We start from the raw sequence: 16,702 nt of genomic DNA, 5'->3' as shown, positions 1-16,702 counted from the left end.
CGCTTCACCCCAGATGCAATAACATCGTCTCCGGCGCTTCCAGGTACCCCTTCCAGGCGTTGCAGAAGCGGGCGATGGTGCCGCCGTCGATGATGCGATGGTCGCCGGCCCAGGTGACGGTCATGATCGCCCGCCGGGTCACCTCGCCATGCGCGTCGAAGCGCGGCAGCCACTGGCTCTTGCCGATGGCGACGATCGCCACCTCGGGCGCATTGATGATCGGCGCGGCATAGGTCCCGCCCAGGGCACCGATGTTGGAGATGCTGATGGTTCCCCCCTTGAGGTCGGCCTGGGCCACCTTGCCTTCGCGGGCATCGCCGGTCAGGCGCTGGATCTCGCGAGCCACGTCCAGCAGGGTGCGCCGCTCCACGCCCTTGACGTTGGGCACGATCAGCCCCGAGCGGCTGTCCACCGCCATGCCGACATTGACCGACGACTGGTAGTGGATCTCGGTGACCGCCTCATCGAGCCGGGCGTTGAGGATCGGCTCCTCGCGCACCGCCAGCGCCATGGCCTTCATGAAGAAGGGCATCAGCGTCAGGCGTGTGTTCCCCGCTTCGGCCGCGGTCTTGAGTCGCTCGCGCAACGCCAGCAACGCGGTGACATCGATCTCCTCGCCATACTGGAAGTGCGGAATGGTCGTGGCCGCCTCGACCATGCGCCGCGCCATGACCGCGCGGATGCCGCGCAGCGGCTCCACCCGGACCTCGCCGCCCTCCGGCATCTCGCGGGCGGCCTCGTCGGCTGCCGGACGCGCCGCGGCCGTTTCGGGCCGCCCCGGCTCGGCACCGCCCGCGTCGAGCGCGCGCAACACGTCCTCCTTGAGCACCCGGCCATCCTTGCCCGAGCCGGGCACCGCCTCCAGCGCCAGGCCGTGCTCGCGCAGCAGGCGACGCACCGCGGGGCTGGCGGGAATGCGACCATAGGGGCCGCGCCCGCCGGTGGCCACCGGCGCGGCCGTCACGGGCGCGGGCGCGGCGCGTTCCGCCGGACGCCCGGTCGACGCCGGCGGTTCCGCCGAGGCACCTTCGCCCTCCCCGGCCCGCGCCGGCACATAGGCGAACAGCGGCGCATGCACGCGGGCGATCTCGCCCTTGGGCACATGCAGCCGGCTGATGGTGCCCGCCTCGGGGGCGGTGATCTCCACCAGCGCCTTGTCGGTCATGACGTCGACCAGCGGCTGATCCTCCTCGATGGCGTCGCCCTCGGCGACCCGCCACTCGACCACCTCGCACTCCACGATCCCCTCGCCGATATCGGGGAGGATGAAATCCTTGGCGGCGGCAACGGGCGCAGACGACGGTTCCGCCCCGGCAGGCGTCGGCTTCCCCACGGCAGCGGTCTGCCGCTCGTCCTGGGCTTTCGCGGCTTCCACTTCACCTTCGCTCTCGTAGGCAAACAGCGGCTCGTGCACCTTGGCGATCTCGCCCCTGGGCACGTAGAGCCGGGTGACCCGCCCCGCCTCCGGGGCGGTGATTTCCACCAGCGCCTTGTCGGTCATCACCTCGACCACGGGCTGGTCCTCCTCGATGGCGTCGCCCTCGGCGACCCGCCATTCGACCACTTCGCATTCCACGATACCTTCGCCGATATCGGGCAGCATGAAGTCACTCATCTCGTCCTCTCCTGTCCGGATATCGGTCGTCAATAGGCCAGGGTGGCCTTGATCGCCTCGAAGATCTTCAGATGGTCCGGCATGTACTCCTTCTCCAGGGTCAGCGGGAAGGGGGTATCGAGGCCGGTCACCCGGGCAATGGGCGACTCCAGGTACAGGAAGCAGCGCTCCTGGACGGTAGCGGCGATCTCGCCGGCGAAGCCGCCGGTCAGCGGCGCCTCGTGGGTGATCACCAGGCGGCCGGTCTTGAGCACCGACTCGACGACGGTGTCCTCGTCCCAGGGCAGGATGGAGCGCAGGTCGATCACCTCGCAGGAGATGCCCTCCCTCTCGGCGAGTTCCACGGCGCGGTCGATCACCTCCATCTGCGCGCCCCAGCCGAGCAGGGTGATGTCGGCGCCCTCCTTGGTCACCTCGGCCTCGCCGATGGGCAGCTGGTAGTCCTCCTCGGGCACCTCGCCGGTGGAGGCGCGGTAGAGCCGCTTGGGCTCGAAGTACAGCACCGGGTCGGGGTCGCGGATCGCCGAGAGCAGCAGTCCCTTGGCCTGGTAGGGGTTGCGCGGCACCACGACCTTGAGGCCCGGGGTGTGGGCGAAGTAGGCCTCCGGCGACTGGGAGTGATAGTGGCCGCCGGCGATCCCGCCGCCATAGGGCGCACGGATGGTCAGGCCACCGACATTGAACAGGTCACCGGAGCGGTAGCGGAACTTGGCCGTCTCGTTGACGATCTGGTCGAAGGCCGGAAAGATGTAGTCGGCGAACTGGATCTCGGCCACCGGCACCGATCCCTGGGCGGCCAGGCCATTGGCGAAGCCGATGATCCCCTGCTCGACCAGCGGCGTATTGAAGCATCGCGCCCTGCCGTACTTCTCCTGCAGATGACTGGTGGCACGGAAGACGCCGCCGAAGAAGCCCACGTCCTCGCCGAAGCAGATCACCTTCTCGTCCTCGGCCATGGCGATGTCCAGGGCGTTGTTGATCGCCTGCAGCATGTTCATCTTCGGCATCTCACTCCCCTCCCTTCACGGCGGCGTCATCGCCGGCGACCACGTCGGGGTCGAGCGACCGCGCCCCTCGCGGGTAGGCGTCCGGGTACTGGCGGATATGGGTCTTGAGGTGATCGAGCTGGCGCTGCAGCGCCGGGGTGACGTCGGCGTAGACGTCGGTGACCAGGCTGTCCAGCGGCGGCGGCGGGCGCTTCTCGGCGCGCTTCATGGTCTCCAGCACCTCGCGGCGCAGCCGCTCCTGGAGTTCCTTCTCCTCGTCCTCGCTCCACCAGTCGCGATCATTCAGCCAGTGCCGCATGCGCAGGATGGGGTCCTTCTCGCGCCAGGCCTCCTCCTCCTTCTTCGAGCGGTAGCCCGAGGGGTCGTCCGACGAGGAGTGGGCCGCCAGGCGGTAGGTCATGGCCTCGATCAGCACCGGCTGGTTATCCTCCACGGCGATGCGCCGGGCCTCCCGGGTGGCCTGGTAGACCGCCAGGATGTCGTTGCCGTCGACACGGATCACGTGCATGCGATAGCCGAAGGCCCGCGGCGCCACGCCGTCGGCGGCGAACTGCTCGACGGCGGGGGTGGAGATGGCGTAGCCGTTGTTGCGGCAGAAGAAGATCACCGGGACCTTGTGCACCGCCGCCATGTTGAGGGCGGCATGGAAGTCGCCCTCCGAGGCCGCCCCCTCGCCGAAGAATACCGTGGTGCAGTGGCCGTCGCCGGCCAGCTTCTGGCCATAGGCATAGCCGGTGGCCTGGGGAATCTGGGTGGCCAGCGGCGAGGAGATGGTCATGTAGTGGAGCTTGCGCGACCCGTAGTGGATCGGCATCTGGCGCCCCTTGCCGTAGTCCAGCTCGTTGCCGAACAGCTGGTTCATGAACTCGTCGAAGGTGAAGCCGCGGTAGGCCAGGGCGCCCTGCTCGCGGTACTGGGCCATGATCATGTCGGCGTCGTCCAGCGCCGCCGTGGCGCCGATCACCGCGGCCTCCTCCCCGGTGCACTGCATGTAGAAGCTCAGCCGCCCCTGGCGCTGGGCGGCCATCATGCGCTCGTCGAGCACCCGGGTGAAGACCATCGCCTGGTAGATGCGTCGCGCCTTGTCGCGCTCGAGGTCGGGCGCCTCGGCGCCCTCGAACAGGGTGCCGTCCTGCTGCAGCAGGCGAAAGGTGGGGATCGTGAACTCGTCGCCGGCCAGGAAGTCCGGCGAATGGATGTCTTGTGTCGTTGTCATCGTCCTGGTCCTTGGGTGGTGGCAGGAGCGCTACCGCCCCTTGTGAGGGCAGTGTCGACTCTAATGTAGCCAGGCGCCAGAGGTTTGCCCCAGCGCACCGCCAACGCCTAACAGTTGACGTTGACGTAAGATGCCATCAAACGCCTCCATCTTGCTAGCCCCGAGGCGAAATCCAAGTGAAAACACTGGCAACGACCGTGTCCCGGCTAACGCAGGTGACGCAGCAGCCGCTCGAAGGCGCTGTCGGCGGTGAGCGCCAGCAGCCCGATCGGCAGCGCCCCCTGGACGATATAGGCGGTGTTGCCGTTGACGATGCCGGAGATGATGGGGTCGCCGAGGTTGCTCGCCCCCACGGTGGCGCCGAGGGCGGCGGTGGCGATGTTGATGGTTACCGAGGTGCGCACCCCGGCCAGGATCACCGGTGCGGCCAGCGGCAGCTCCACCTGTCGCAGTACCTGCCCCTTGCTCATGCCCATGCCGCGAGCCGCTTCCTGCACCGCCGGGTCGATGCCCTGGAGCCCGGCCAGGCTGTTGCGCACGATGGGCAGCAGGCCGTAGAGCACCAGGGCGACGATGATCGGCAGGGTGCCGAAACCGAGCACCGGCACCGCCAGCGCCAAGACCGCCACCGGCGGAAAGGTCTGGCCCATGGAGGCGAGCTGGGCGACCAGCGGCAGGAAATCGCGGCCGAACGGGCGGGTGACCAGCACCGCCGCCCCCACCCCGGCCAAGCCCGCCAGCAGCGAGGCCACCCCCACCACCAGCAGGTGGCGGCCGAGCAGGGTCAGGAAGTCGGTACGCCGGTAGATCACCTCGCGCGAGTCCGGCTCGAGCCAGCGGAACCCGGCCTCCAGCTCGGCCATGCCCAGGCTCGCCAGCAACAGCAAACCGAGCCACACGAGGGGCAACCACCAGTGCCGCAGCGCGGCGGCGAGGCCGAATGCCAGCGCCCTCTCACTCATGCGGCCGCGCCCCCACCAGGCGCCGCAGCGAGAGTTCCCCCACCGGCATGTCCTCGTCGTCGACCACCGTGAGCCGGTCGGCGTGCTCGCGGAACATCACCGCCAGCGCCTGGCGCAGGGAGGCCTCGCGATGCACCCGGGCCCTGGCGATCAGCCGCGGCGAGAGCGGCAGCATCCGTTCGCCGACCCGGGTCAGCGCCGCCTCCTTGAAGCCGCGGTCGTCGCCGCCCAGCAGCGAGGCGACGAAGGCGTCGGCGGGCTCGCGCACCAGGTCGAGCGGCACCCCCTGCTGGACGATGCGTCCCGCATCCATCACCACCAGTCGGTCGGCCAGTCGCAGCGCCTCGTCCATGTCGTGGGTGACGAAGACGATGGTCTTGTGCAGCCGCGACTGGAGGTCACGCAGCTCCTCCTGCAGCGCGTCCCGGGTGATGGGGTCCAGCGCCCCGAAGGGCTCGTCCATCAGCAGGATCTCGGGGTCGGCGGCCAGGGCGCGGGCGACGCCGACGCGCTGGGCCTGGCCACCGGAGAGCTGGTGGGGATACTTGTCGGCGAAGCTCTCCATCGGCAGCCCCAGCAGTGTCATCAGTTCCTCGACCCGCGCCTGGATCCTGGCCTGGGGCCACTTCAGCAACCGCGGCACCAGGCCGATGTTGCGGGCCACCGTCCAGTGGGGAAAGAGGCCGGTGCTCTGGATGACATAGCCGATGCGCCGGCGCAGGGTCTGTTCGTCGAAGTTGCGCACCGGCTGGCCATCGAGGTGGATCTCGCCGGCGCTGTGCTCGATGAGGCGGTTGATCATGCGCAGGGTGGTCGACTTGCCGCAGCCGGAGGTGCCCACCAGGGCACAGAACTCGCCCCGCTCGACGCGCAGCGAGATACCGTCCACGGCCGTCTCGCTGCCGAAGCGCTTGGTCACGTCGAACAGCTCGATCATCTCGTCCCCCCGGGGTGCAGTCGTTCGGTCAGCGCCCCCAGCAGCGCGTCCGCCACCAGCGCCATGACGAGGATCGGCAGGGCCCCCAGCAGCACCAGGTCCATGGCGGCCTGGCCCAGCCCCAGGAAGATGAAGCCGCCCAGGCCGCCGGCCCCGATCAGCGCCGCCACGGCCGTGAGGCCGATGGCCTGCACCGTGGTGATGCGCAGCCCCTCGAGCATCACCGGCAGCGCCAGGGGCAGGCGCACCTGCAGGAACACCTGGCGAGGGCTCATGCCCATCCCCCGGGCCGACTCGATCACCGCCGGGTCCACGCCCTCCAGCGCCACGAAGGTGTTGCGTACCATGGGCAGCAGGCTGTAGCCGACCAGGGCAAGGAAGGCCGGCGCCCAGCCGATGCCGCGGACGCCCAGGGCCGCCAGCCACCCGACATTGGCCGCCAGCCAGGCCAGCGGCGCCAGCAGCAGGCCGAACAGCGCCAGGCTGGGGATGGTCTGCAGGAAGTTGAGCACGCCGAAGCCGGCCTTCTGCAGGCCGGCATGCCGGCGCATGAGAAGCGCCAGCGCGACCCCGATCACCAGGCTCGCCCCCACCGCCGCCCCGACCAGGCCGAGGTGGTACCCCACCGCCGCGGCGAACTGGTCGCTGCGCCCCCGATACTCCTGCAGCAGCGCCAGGGGCTCCAGCCAGGACGCCAGGGCCAGCCACCAGGCGAGCAGCACCGGCACCAGCAGCCCCCAGCCCGCGAGCCGCGGCAGGCGCAACCGGGCACGCAGCTCGATCAGCGCCAGCAGCAGCAGGAACAGCAGCACCCAGAAGGCGCCGCCGAGGCCCAGCCGCGCCTGGGGCTGGGCCGGGTCGACGAGCCGCGTCACCGCGAGACCCAGCCAGGCCGGCATCGCCATCAGCAGCAGCACGGCCAGGGCCAGCACCAGGCGCAGCCGCCCCGTGGTGGGACGCCAGGCCAGGGCCGCCACCGCCAGCAGCGGCAGGCAGCCGGCAAGCGCCCCGGTCCAGCCGACCACCTCATGGGCGCGGAAGCCGCTACCGGGCACGATGCGGTTGGGCGCCACGCTGACCGCCTCGAGCCCCAGCCAGGCGGCCAGGGCGACCAGCATCAGCAGTGGCAGCACCCGATTGGGTCGCAGCACCTCCCGGCGCATGGCGTCGCTCAATCGTCCAGGTAGTCGAGGAAGTCCGCCGCCACCCGACGCGGATCGCGGCCGTCGACCGCCACCTCGCCGTTGAGGCGCTGCAGGGTCTCGAGGTCCAGGGCCTCGAAGAGCGGGGCCAGCAGCGACTCGATCTCCGGGTGGGCCGCCAGCACGCTCTCGCGCACCACCGGGGCGGGCTGGTAGACCGGCTGCACGCCCAGGCTGTCCTCCAGCACCACCAGGCCCAGGGCGCCGAGGCCGCCGTCGGTGCCGTAGGTCATGGCCGCGTTGACCCCGCTGGTCTGCTGGGCGGCGGCACGCATGGTGGCGGCGGTGTTGCCGCCGGAGAGCACCAGCAGCTGCGCGTCGGAGAGCTCGAAGCCATAGGCCTGCTGGAAGGCGGGCAGCGCCTGCTCGGACTCGACGAACTCGGCGCTGGCGGCGAACTTGAACTCCCCGCCATCGGCCAGGTAGTCGGCCAGGTCCTCGAGGGTCGCGAGCCCCTGTTCCCGGGCCAGGTCCCCGCGCACGCTCATCGCCCAGGTGTTGTTGGCACTGGCCGGCGTCAGCCACACCAGGCCGTTGTCGGCGTCGCGTTCGCGCACCGTCTCGTAGGCCCGCTCGGCATCGTGCCAGACGTCGCTGTCGGTCATGTCGAAGAAGAAGGCCCCGTTCCCGGTGTATTCCGGGTAGAGGTCGATCTCGCCGGCCAGCAGCGCCTGGCGCACGATGCTGGTGCCACCCAGCTGCAGGCGATCCTGCACCTCGATGCCGCCGGCCTCGAGCCGCTGCAGGATCAGCTGGCCGAGCACCGAGCCCTCGGTATCGATCTTCGAGGAGACCGTGACCGGATCATCGGCCCGAACCGTGGCTAGCGTCAGGAAGGTGCCGGCGACCAGCGCCGCGAGTCCGTTCAGGGTGCGGTTCATGCGTACCACCCGTATGCTGGTGACTGTAGCCGGAGTATAAGGCCTGTATAGCTTGACTGTCAGACAGCGGACTCAACGTGGAACCCCCGATCATGATCCCGTCGCCCCTCGACCTGCTCGATCGCTGCCATGACCCGCTGGTCCGGGACCTGGCCTGGGTCCTGCTGGCCCCCGACCTGCTCGACATGCCCTGGACCGGGCGACCGACCCGCGCCGAGCTGGGACTCGCCGACGACGCGGCCCTGGCCGGCTGGCTCGACGCGCTCGAGGCGAACCCCGACGCACTGGCGCACCGTATCGGCGCGACGCTCAGGGGCCGCATGGGCCTCTACCACGAATGCCTCTGGCAGTTCCTGCTGGAAACCGCACCGGGCACCCGGCTGCTGGCCCACAACCTGCGCATCCATCGGGACAAGGTGACGCTGGGCGAGCTCGACCTGCTCTATCGTCATCGCGGGGATCCGACACCGGTCCACCTGGAAGTCGCCATCAAGTTCTATCTCGGCCTGCCGGAGGGCCCCGGGGCGCCCTCCGACCAGGCACGCTGGATCGGCCCCGGCGGTGCCGACAGCCTCGCTACCAAGCGCGAGCACCTGCATCAGCATCAACTGCGCCTGACCGAGACCATCGAGGCCAGGGAGGCCATCCGCGCGCTGATGCAGCCCGACATGTCCGGCACCCGCCGGGCGCCGGCGCTCCATCGACGGCTGGCCATCCCCGGGGTGCTCTTCTACCCCTGGCACACCCACCTGCCGCCACCCGAAGAAGCCACCGTCGATCACCTGCGCGGCACCTGGCTGTTCTGGCGCGACTGGCGGCGGTTCCGCGACGGCCTGCCCCGCGGCACCCGCGGTGCCTGGCTGCACAAGCCCCACTGGTTCGCCCTGCCCCGTCCCGGCGACCTGCTGCCACTGCGCGAGCTCGAGTCGCAGCTGGCACAGCACTTCGGCCAGCCCGCCCCACCGGTGCAGATCATGCTCGGACGAAGGGGCGGCGGCAAGCAGCGACTCTTCCTGGTCGACGACGACTGGCCGCGGCAGATTCCGCTTCCCCCGAACCGCGATGCCCGCCCCGCTCATCCGGTAGCGCCTTCGTCTGGCCCAAGTAGCCGTTCGAGCAGTGCCGACTGACGGGGTATCAGCCCGACCCGCAATCCGAGCGGCCGGTAGACGCGATTCATCACGCCGAGCGAGACGTTCCCCTTGTCCCCCTCCATGTCCGACAGGGTGCGGCGACTGACGCCGACGAGGCGCGCATAGTCCTCCTGGGAGAACCCCAGCACCTCGCGGCGCAGGGTTCGAAGCAGCTGCCCTTCGCTGATTTCGCCGTCGAACAGCTGTCGCGTCAGGGCCACCAGCCTGGCTTCGCGCTCGTCCGGCGTATGCTCGCGACGCTTCATGCCAGCCTCCATCGACCGAGCCGCTCATCCAGCGCTCGCAACCCGACGGCCGGCATGGTCAGGATACGCTCGGGCACCCCTCGGTCCTGCAAGCGATCCCTGAGGCCCACGAGTCCTGCCGCCGTGGCCATGAGCTCATGCAGCATCCGAGCGGGGGACGCCAGGTCGGCCAGTGCCTCGCTGATGGCCTGCCAGTCGAACTCGCCGCCTTCCTCGAAGGGAGAGCCCCAGCGCGTGGTTCTCGTCACGCCCTCCGGGTCGGCCTTCATGGGAGCAAAATCGAAGACGGGAGAGTGCCAGATACCTTCCGGTCGCTTCAGCAACGCCGCGTTGCGTCCATGATTATCCGAGTTGCCGAAGGCAACATTCAGCAGGTCGCGCTTGACCCATTCGATGACGAAGGCTTCCCTGTCGAACGTCTCGCCAAGCTCCACCACGCGGTACTGGGCATCGAGCAGCTCGACCAGCCGCCGAATCACGGTAAAGTGGTTCAAGTGGGTGCCGGGGGCGGCGCCGACCAGGGCATAGATGGATTCCAGTCCGCAACGAACCAGCCCCCCCGGACGCATCTCGACGTCGAAGCGGGGCAACCACAGCGACGGGTAACGCTCTCCCTCGATCAGGCGCATGGCAGCCGTATCGATGGTGTCGACACCGAGAGAAGCCAACTCCTGATAGTAGTGATACTCGGTGCGCAGGATGTCACAGTCATCCTGGCTGCGGCGGCCGCGGGGAAACTTCACCAGGTAATGCGGATCCGGTTGTCGGGGATCATCCTGCCAGGTGTCGATCCACACCTGCTCGCCCTGGCCCAGGCGCAGCAGTAGCTTCGGGGCCTCGCCACCGGCTCCGGTGGCACCGCCACTGGCCGCCCCCATCTGCTGGGCATATTCGAGGAAGTCCGCATGCCGCTCGACGACATCGGCCAGGCTGAAGCGCCGTTGAGGCAACCGGGAACCGGCAGGAGCCTCCGGCACGGCTTCCTTGATGCGCAGGTTGCCGACCGGGGCGATGGTGCCGTACCTCAGCAGCGCCATGTCCTGCTGGCCGACCGGTACGTCCTGGAGCCCGAGATGCTCGACCCAGTAACGGCGGCTGGCGCCGGCCGGCATGATATCCTCGAGAAAGCCGAACCAGCGCGGAGCCTGGTGCTTCATCATCAGCTCCACCGGCAGCGTCAGGCTGCAGGCATGCTCATCGTCACGGAACATCCACTCCAGTGCATGGTCCTGCAGGTAGCCCAGCCGGACCCGGCCGCGGGTGCCCCGCTCCGGCTCGGGGAACTCCAGCACGGCGGCATCCTGCCAGCGATGTGCGAGATAGAGTTGTAGCGTCAGTTGCATGGCCGGCCATCGATGTGAGTTATTCTGCTCATATTATAGCCTTCTCGGCAATATTGAGAAAAATAATTCCCCAAAACTACGCATCCGAGCTTTTTTGAGCGGAATATTGCTCACCCCTTCCAGGCTAGCCCTCTCCCCTGGCAGACGGCCAGACAGCAAAACGCCCGGCCCATCCTGTCGATGGCGCCGGGCGTCGTGGCCAAGGCGGCAGGGGGCGGGTCAGTCGGCGGGCTGCTCGTAGACCCAGGTCGTGCCCTCGCGGGCGTCCTTGAGGATGATGCCGAGCGCGGCCAGCTCGTCGCGGATGCCATCGGCCGTGGCGAAGTCCTTCGCCTTCTTGGCCTCGGCACGGGCCGCGATCCTCGCCTCGATCTCGTCCTCACTCAGCGGCAATTCGCCGGCACCGGCCTGGAGGAAGGCCGTCGGGTCCTGGGTGAGCAGCCCCAGCACCCCACCCAGGCGCTTGAGCTCATGGGCCAGGGCCGGCGCCTGCCCGGGAGCCTCCTTCTTGGCCCGGTTCAGTTCGCGGGCCAGGTCGAAGAGCACCGACAGCGCTTCCGCCGTATTGAAGTCGTCGTCCATGGCCGCGGTGAAGCGCGCCTCGAAACGACCATCCACCCCGTCCTCGGCCGCTGCGGTGTCCTCGAGCGCCAGCCCTTCGAGCGAGACGCCTTCAAGGGAGTTGTAGAAGCGCTCCAGTGACTTGCGCGCCTCCGAGAGCGACTCCGGGGCGTAGTTGATCGGGCTGCGGTAGTGGCTCGCCACCAGCAGGTAGCGCACCACCTCCGGGTCGTGCACCTCGAGCACCTCGCGGATGGTGAAGAAGTTGCCCAGCGACTTGGACATCTTCTCCTGGTCCACCCGCACCGCCCCGGCATGCATCCAGGTGTTGACGTAGGGCTTGCCGGTGGCCGCCTCGCTCTGGGCGATCTCGTTCTCATGGTGGGGGAAGGTCAGGTCCGGCCCGCCGCCATGGATGTCGAAGGTCTCGCCCAGGCAGCAGGTCGACATCGCCGAGCACTCGATGTGCCAGCCCGGACGCCCCTCGCCCCAGGGCGATGGCCAGCTGGCCTCCCCCGGCTTGGCCGCCTTCCACAGCACGAAGTCGAGCGGGTCCTCCTTGTGCTCGTCGACCTCGACCCTGGCGCCGGCGCGCATCTCGTCGAGGTCGCGGTTGTTGAGCTTGCCGTAGCCCTCGAACCGGCGCACCCGGTAGTAGACGTCGCCGTTGTACGCGGCATAGGCATAGTCCTTGGCGATCAGCGTCTCGATCATGGCGACGATCTCGCCGATATGGCCGGTGGCGCGGGGCTCGTGATCCGGGCGCAGCACGAAGAGCCGCGCCTCGTCCTCGTGCATGGCGGCGATCATGCGCTCGGTGAGCGAATCGATCGACTCGCCGTTCTCGTCGGCGCGCCTGAGGATCTTGTCGTCGATGTCGGTGATGTTGCGCACATAGGTGACATCGAAGCCGCGCCAGCGCAGGTAGCGGGTGATGACATCGAAGGCCACCATCACCCGGGCGTGGCCCAGGTGGCAGTAGTCGTAGACGGTCATGCCGCAGACGTACATGCGGATCCGGCCCGGCTCGATGGGCGTGAAGGCTTCCTTGCGACGCGTCAGCGTGTTGTAGATCTGCATGTCACCCCTTCTTCTGGCCTTGCTCTTTTTTCTGGGCTTCTTGCTTCTGAACCTTGGCCCAGCTGTCCTTCAGCCCCACGGTGCGGTTGAACACCAGCCTGTCGCCCCGGCTGGCGTGGCGGTCGGCGCAGAAATAGCCCACCCGCTCGAACTGGAAGCGCGATTCGGGCCTGGCGTCGGCCAGGCTCGGCTCGCCGATCGCCCGGCACACCACCAGCGACTCGGGATTGAGGTGGTCGAGGAAATCGGCGTCCTTGTCACGGTCGGGCTGCTCGACCTGGAAGAGATTGTCGTAGAGGCGCACCTCCATGGGCACGCCATGGGCGGCGCTGACCCAGTGGATCACGCCCTTCACCTTGCGGCCTTCGGGGTTCCTGCCGAGGGTGTCGAAATCCACCGAGCAGTGAAGCTCCTCGATCTCGCCGGCCTCGTTCTTGATCACCTCGTCGCAGCGGATGACATAGCTGTTGCGCAGGCGCACCTCCTTGCCCGGCGCCAGGCGGAAGAACTTCTTCGGCGGCTCCTCCATGAAATCGTCCTGGTCGATATAGAGCTCGCGGGCGAAGGGTACCTCGCGCACGCCCATGTCCTCGCGGGCCGGGTGCCCGGGCACCTCATAGACCTCCTTGAAGTCCTCGGCCACGTTGGTCAGCACCACCTTGAGGGGCTTGAGCACGGCCATGGCGCGGGGGGCGTTGTCCTCGAGGTCGGCGCGGATGGCGTGGTAGAGCATGGCGATATCGACCAGGCCGCCGTCGGCACGCGTCACACCGATCATCTCGCAGAACTTGCGGATCGACGCCGGGGTATAGCCGCGGCGACGCATGCCGGAGATGGTCGGCAGGCGCGGGTCGTCCCAGCCGTCGACGATGCCCTCGTCCACCAGCAGCTTGAGCTTGCGCTTGGAGGTCAGGGTGTAGTTGAGGTTGAGCCGGGCGAACTCGATCTGGCGCGGCGTCACCGGTACCGGCAGGTTGTCGAGGAACCACTCGTAGAGCGGGCGGTGGTCCTCGAACTCCAGGGTACAGATCGAGTGGGTCACGCCCTCGATGGCATCCGACTGGCCATGGGTGAAGTCATAGGAGGGATAGATCTTCCACTTGTCGCCGGTCTGGTGATGGTGGGCATGGCGGATGCGGTAGAGGATGGGGTCACGCAGGTTGATGTTCGGCGAGGCCATGTCGATCTTGGCCCGCAGCACCTTCTCGCCCTCGGCGAACTCGCCGATGCGCATGCGCTCGAGCAGGTCGAGACTCTCCTCGGGCGAGCGATCGCGATAGGGGCTGGGGCGCCCCGCTTCGGTCAGGGTGCCGCGGTACTCGCGGATCTCGTCGGCCGAGAGGTCGTCGACATAGGCCTTGCCCTCCCGCACCAGGTGCTGGGCCCAGGCGTAGAGCTGGTCGAAATAGTCCGAGGCGAAGCGCACCGGGCCGGCCCACTCGAACCCCAGCCAGGCGACGTCCTGCTTGATGGCATCGATGTAGGCCTGCTCCTCCTTCGCCGGATTGGTGTCGTCGAAGCGCAGGTGACAGTCACCCCCGAACTGCTCGGCGAGCCCGAAATTCAGGCAGATCGACTTGGCATGGCCGATGTGCAGGAAGCCATTGGGCTCCGGCGGGAAGCGCGTGACGATCTTGCCGGCGCGGCCGGCCTCGATCTCCTCGCGAATCTGGTTGCGGATGAAGTTCGGCGCGCTGGTGGTATCGGTGGTCATGTTGAGAAGAACAGCCTCTGGTTAAAAGGTGCAGGCGTGGAGAGCCGAGCGGTTTGGCCGTGCTCTCAGCGAGGGGCGCCGGGGGCAGGCCGAAGAGGAGGTCCTACGCCAGGGATGGCGTCGGTAGCGCCCAGGGAGGGGTTCACAGCGCCTCCTCGCAGGCCTGCCGACGGATCAGCCCCGAGCGATGCTGCTATCAGCGACAACCCCGGTCGTCTCGACGCTTGCTTCGCGCATCGAAGCAAAACCGGTATTATAGCGCCACGCCCATGGGCAACGCCAAGGCAACGCCCCTCTATCGTACAGGAACTTATCGATGATCATTCTGCAGACCAATTTCGGTGACATCACCATCGCCCTGAACCACGAGAAGGCACCGAAGACCGCAGCCAATTTCGAGCAGTACGTGCGCGACGGGCACTACGACAACACCCTCTTTCACCGCGTGATCGACGGTTTCATGGTCCAGGGTGGCGGTTTCGACACCGACTTCAACCAGAAGCCGACCCGTGACCCGATCGAGAACGAGGCCGACAACGGCCTGACCAACACCACCGGCACGCTGGCCATGGCACGCACCCAGGACCCGCACTCGGCCACCGCCCAGTTCTTCATCAACGTGGGCGACAACGATTTCCTCAACCACAGCGGCAAGTCGATCCAGGGCTGGGGCTACTGCGTGTTCGGGGAGGTGGTCGAGGGCATGGACGTGGTCGAGAAGATCAAGGCCGTGCCCACCACCCGTCGCGGCATGCACGCCGACGTGCCCGCCGACGACGTCATCATCCAGCGCGCCTACTTCAAGGACGAGGCCGACGCCTGAGCCTTTTCGCCGACCGGTCGCACGCCCGCCTCCCGCGGGCGTGTTGCGTTACGCCCCGGGTCACCGAGTACTACGCGAGAGCCCATCATGACCACCCTGCTGATATCCGACCTGCACCTGCACCCCGGCGCGCCCGACGTCACCGAGGGCTTTCTTCGCTGGCTCGAGGCGCGCGCCGACGGCGTCGATGCCCTCTATGTCCTCGGCGACTTCTTCGAGGCCTGGATCGGTGACGACCTGCTCGACCTCGGCGACGCCGACCCCACCGGCAACGCCGCCCTGGCGCAACGGGTGGCGAAGGCCCTGCGCCGCCTGGCCGATGGCGGCACCGAGATCCGGCTGATGCACGGCAACCGCGATTTCCTGCTCGGCGAGCGCTTCGCCCGCGACGCCGGGGCCTCGCTGCTCCCCGATCCCGCCGTGGTCGAACTCGGCGGCCAGCGGGTGCTGCTGATGCACGGCGACAGCCTCTGCACCCGTGACGAGGCCTACATGGCCTTCCGGGCCCAGGCCAGGAATCCCCAGTGGCAGCAGCAGATCCTGGCCATGCCGCTCCAGGACCGCCTCGCCCTGGCGCAGTCGCTGCGCCAGCAATCCGGCGAGGCCACCTCCAACAAGGCCGACGACATCATGGACGTCACCCCCGAGGAGGTGGAGAAGGTCATGGCCGAGCACGGCGTGACCAGCCTGATCCATGGCCACACCCACCGTCCCGCCGTTCACCGGCTCGAGGTCGACGGCCAGCCCGCCCGACGCTACGTGCTCGGCGACTGGCAACCCGGCCAGGGCTGGGAGATCGTGGTCGAGGACGACGGCGAGCCCGAGCTGCGGGAGTTCAGTCTCTAGAGGCGCACAGGCACCCCTGTAGCTCGGTTTCCAGCTCCTCTGCCTGGGGCAGACTCCCCGCCTCGCCGATCACCTCCAGCCGCGAATCCTGCCGCCAGGCGCTGGCGGTCAGGCTCACCGCCCCGGCGGCGCGGTTGTAGAGCTTCCAGCCCGCCTCGCTATGCAGCACGCCCTTGACCCGCAACCCGCGAGGCAGTTCTCCCAGAAGCGCCGTGACCCGATCGAGGTCGAAGACGTCGTCGGGGTGCCAGCGCCACCCCAGGGTGGCATAGCCCAGCGAACCGCCCTCCTCGCGCACGGGCTTGCCCGGGGTCGGCTCGCCGGCACCGAAGTCCTCCAGCAACAGGCTGCCGGCCGCCGCCTCGCGTAGCCGGCGATGCGCCTCGCTGTCGGGTGACGCCCGATGTGGTGGCTCGCCTCCCGCCGCCTCGATGAGCAGGGACAGGGGCAGCTCGCCGTGGGGCGCCGGCCGGACCCACTTCTTGGCTGGCCAGCTCTCGCCCAGCAGGGCCTCGGCGGCTGCGAGCTGCTCCGGCGTCGCCAGGTCCGTCATGGTCAGGGCCACGGCATCGGCCATCTCCAGCTGGTCGCGGAAGGTCTCGTGTTCCCGGGCCCGGGGATCGTCCAGGCGTCGCGGGTCGAGCACGGCGATGATGTCGCGGACTTCCAGCACCCCGGCGAAGGCCTCCCCGCGCAACACCTCGAGCAACCCGGCCGGGTGACCGAGCCCCGAGGGCTCGATGATCAAGCGGTCGGGACGATGGCGGTGCAGCAGGTTGACCAGGGTCGCCTGCATCACGAAGGCGAGCTGACAGCAGAGGCATCCCCCCGGCAACCCCTTGACCACCAGGTCATCGCGCTCGGCAAACATCGCCTGGTCGATGCCCACCTGGCCGAACTCGTTGATCAGCACCGCCCAGCGTTCTCCCGGGGGCTTCTGCTCGATCAGGCGATGGATCAGGGTGCTCTTGCCGCTGCCGAGGAAACCGGTGATCAGGTGAACGGGAAGATTGGCGATCGGAGTCGGCATGGTACGGGTCCTGGCAAAACCTTGAATGTTACAAGATAACATTATTGCCGTCAGGCGTCACCGCCCAGGCGATGGTCCGCTGGTCG

General features: G+C 68.4%; 15 protein-coding genes. 3 read left to right on the top strand and 12 right to left on the bottom strand.

What is annotated here, in order from left to right:
- Nucleotides 1-4: 4 nt before the first annotated feature.
- From MKP05_RS06460 to osmF, 7 genes are all read right to left on the bottom strand, one after another.
- Nucleotides 5-1,615 (bottom strand): dihydrolipoyllysine-residue acetyltransferase, encoded by a 1,611-nt coding sequence (locus tag MKP05_RS06460; RefSeq protein ID WP_240567526.1) that lies wholly within the window; start codon nt 1,613-1,615, stop codon nt 5-7.
- A gap of 29 nt (nt 1,616-1,644) precedes the next feature.
- The gene (locus MKP05_RS06455; RefSeq protein WP_110285081.1) at nt 1,645-2,622 is read right to left on the bottom strand and encodes an alpha-ketoacid dehydrogenase subunit beta; all 978 of its coding nucleotides are present in this window, start codon (nt 2,620-2,622) and stop codon (nt 1,645-1,647) included.
- Nucleotide 2,623: 1 nt separating this feature from the next.
- Complete coding sequence (locus MKP05_RS06450) at nt 2,624-3,838, bottom strand: thiamine pyrophosphate-dependent dehydrogenase E1 component subunit alpha (protein ID WP_110285080.1); 1,215 nt, start codon at nt 3,836-3,838, stop codon at nt 2,624-2,626.
- Between the two features lie 206 nt (nt 3,839-4,044).
- On the bottom strand, nt 4,045-4,800 hold the full coding sequence (locus tag MKP05_RS06445) for an ABC transporter permease (protein ID WP_240567524.1): 756 nt from the start codon (nt 4,798-4,800) through the stop codon (nt 4,045-4,047).
- Nucleotides 4,793-5,737 carry an ABC transporter ATP-binding protein gene (locus tag MKP05_RS06440; RefSeq protein WP_240567523.1) on the bottom strand — a complete coding sequence of 315 codons (945 nt, stop codon included), beginning with the start codon at nt 5,735-5,737 and terminating at the stop codon, nt 4,793-4,795. Before MKP05_RS06440 ends, MKP05_RS06445 begins: the two co-directional genes overlap by 8 nt.
- Nucleotides 5,734-6,900, bottom strand: coding sequence for an ABC transporter permease (locus MKP05_RS06435; protein WP_240567521.1), 1,167 nt, complete (start codon nt 6,898-6,900; stop codon nt 5,734-5,736). The genes MKP05_RS06440 and MKP05_RS06435 overlap by 4 nt, the downstream gene beginning before the upstream one ends.
- An 8-nt stretch (nt 6,901-6,908) precedes the next feature.
- Complete coding sequence (osmF, locus tag MKP05_RS06430; protein WP_240567519.1) at nt 6,909-7,820, bottom strand: glycine betaine ABC transporter substrate-binding protein OsmF; 912 nt, start codon at nt 7,818-7,820, stop codon at nt 6,909-6,911.
- 92 nt (nt 7,821-7,912) lie between these two features.
- Here osmF and MKP05_RS06425 point away from each other — a divergent pair, with 92 nt between their 5' ends.
- Nucleotides 7,913-8,950, top strand: a complete 1,038-nt coding sequence (locus tag MKP05_RS06425; protein ID WP_240567518.1) for a DUF1853 family protein — start codon at nt 7,913-7,915, stop codon at nt 8,948-8,950.
- On the opposite strand, the gene MKP05_RS06420 is transcribed toward MKP05_RS06425, so the two are convergent.
- The 4 genes from MKP05_RS06420 to MKP05_RS06405 all read right to left on the bottom strand — a co-directional run bounded on the left by MKP05_RS06420 (nt 8,896) and on the right by MKP05_RS06405 (nt 13,917).
- Nucleotides 8,896-9,219 carry a helix-turn-helix domain-containing protein gene (locus MKP05_RS06420; RefSeq protein WP_110285075.1) on the bottom strand — a complete coding sequence of 108 codons (324 nt, stop codon included), beginning with the start codon at nt 9,217-9,219 and terminating at the stop codon, nt 8,896-8,898. The genes MKP05_RS06425 and MKP05_RS06420 overlap by 55 nt on opposite strands.
- Nucleotides 9,216-10,562, bottom strand: a complete 1,347-nt coding sequence (locus tag MKP05_RS06415) for a type II toxin-antitoxin system HipA family toxin (RefSeq protein WP_240567517.1) — start codon at nt 10,560-10,562, stop codon at nt 9,216-9,218. The genes MKP05_RS06420 and MKP05_RS06415 overlap by 4 nt, the downstream gene beginning before the upstream one ends.
- Nucleotides 10,563-10,781: 219 nt before the next feature.
- On the bottom strand, nt 10,782-12,203 hold the full coding sequence (gene cysS / locus MKP05_RS06410; RefSeq protein WP_240567516.1) for a cysteine--tRNA ligase: 1,422 nt from the start codon (nt 12,201-12,203) through the stop codon (nt 10,782-10,784).
- A 1-nt stretch (nt 12,204) separates the two neighbouring features.
- Nucleotides 12,205-13,917: a glutamine--tRNA ligase/YqeY domain fusion protein gene (locus MKP05_RS06405; protein WP_240567515.1), complete on the bottom strand. Its 1,713-nt coding sequence runs from the start codon at nt 13,915-13,917 to the stop codon at nt 12,205-12,207.
- Nucleotides 13,918-14,233: 316 nt separating this feature from the next.
- On the opposite strand from MKP05_RS06405, the gene MKP05_RS06400 reads away from it, so the two are divergent.
- Complete coding sequence (locus tag MKP05_RS06400; protein ID WP_240567514.1) at nt 14,234-14,740, top strand: peptidylprolyl isomerase; 507 nt, start codon at nt 14,234-14,236, stop codon at nt 14,738-14,740.
- 87 nt (nt 14,741-14,827) lie between these two features.
- Nucleotides 14,828-15,586, top strand: a complete 759-nt coding sequence (locus MKP05_RS06395) for a UDP-2,3-diacylglucosamine diphosphatase (protein WP_240567513.1) — start codon at nt 14,828-14,830, stop codon at nt 15,584-15,586.
- Here the strand turns inward: MKP05_RS06395 and MKP05_RS06390 are convergent.
- The gene (locus tag MKP05_RS06390) at nt 15,576-16,616 is read right to left on the bottom strand and encodes a CobW family GTP-binding protein (protein WP_240567512.1); all 1,041 of its coding nucleotides are present in this window, start codon (nt 16,614-16,616) and stop codon (nt 15,576-15,578) included. The two genes, MKP05_RS06395 and MKP05_RS06390, sit on opposite strands and share 11 nt — an antisense overlap.
- Nucleotides 16,617-16,702: the final 86 nt, after the last annotated feature.

Origin of the sequence: Halomonas flagellata (assembly GCF_022487945.1) — a bacterium.
Taxonomy (GTDB): domain Bacteria; phylum Pseudomonadota; class Gammaproteobacteria; order Pseudomonadales; family Halomonadaceae; genus Halomonas; species Halomonas flagellata.
Note: the sequence above shows the minus strand (reverse complement) of the source record. Positions and strands in the feature narration are given on the sequence as shown.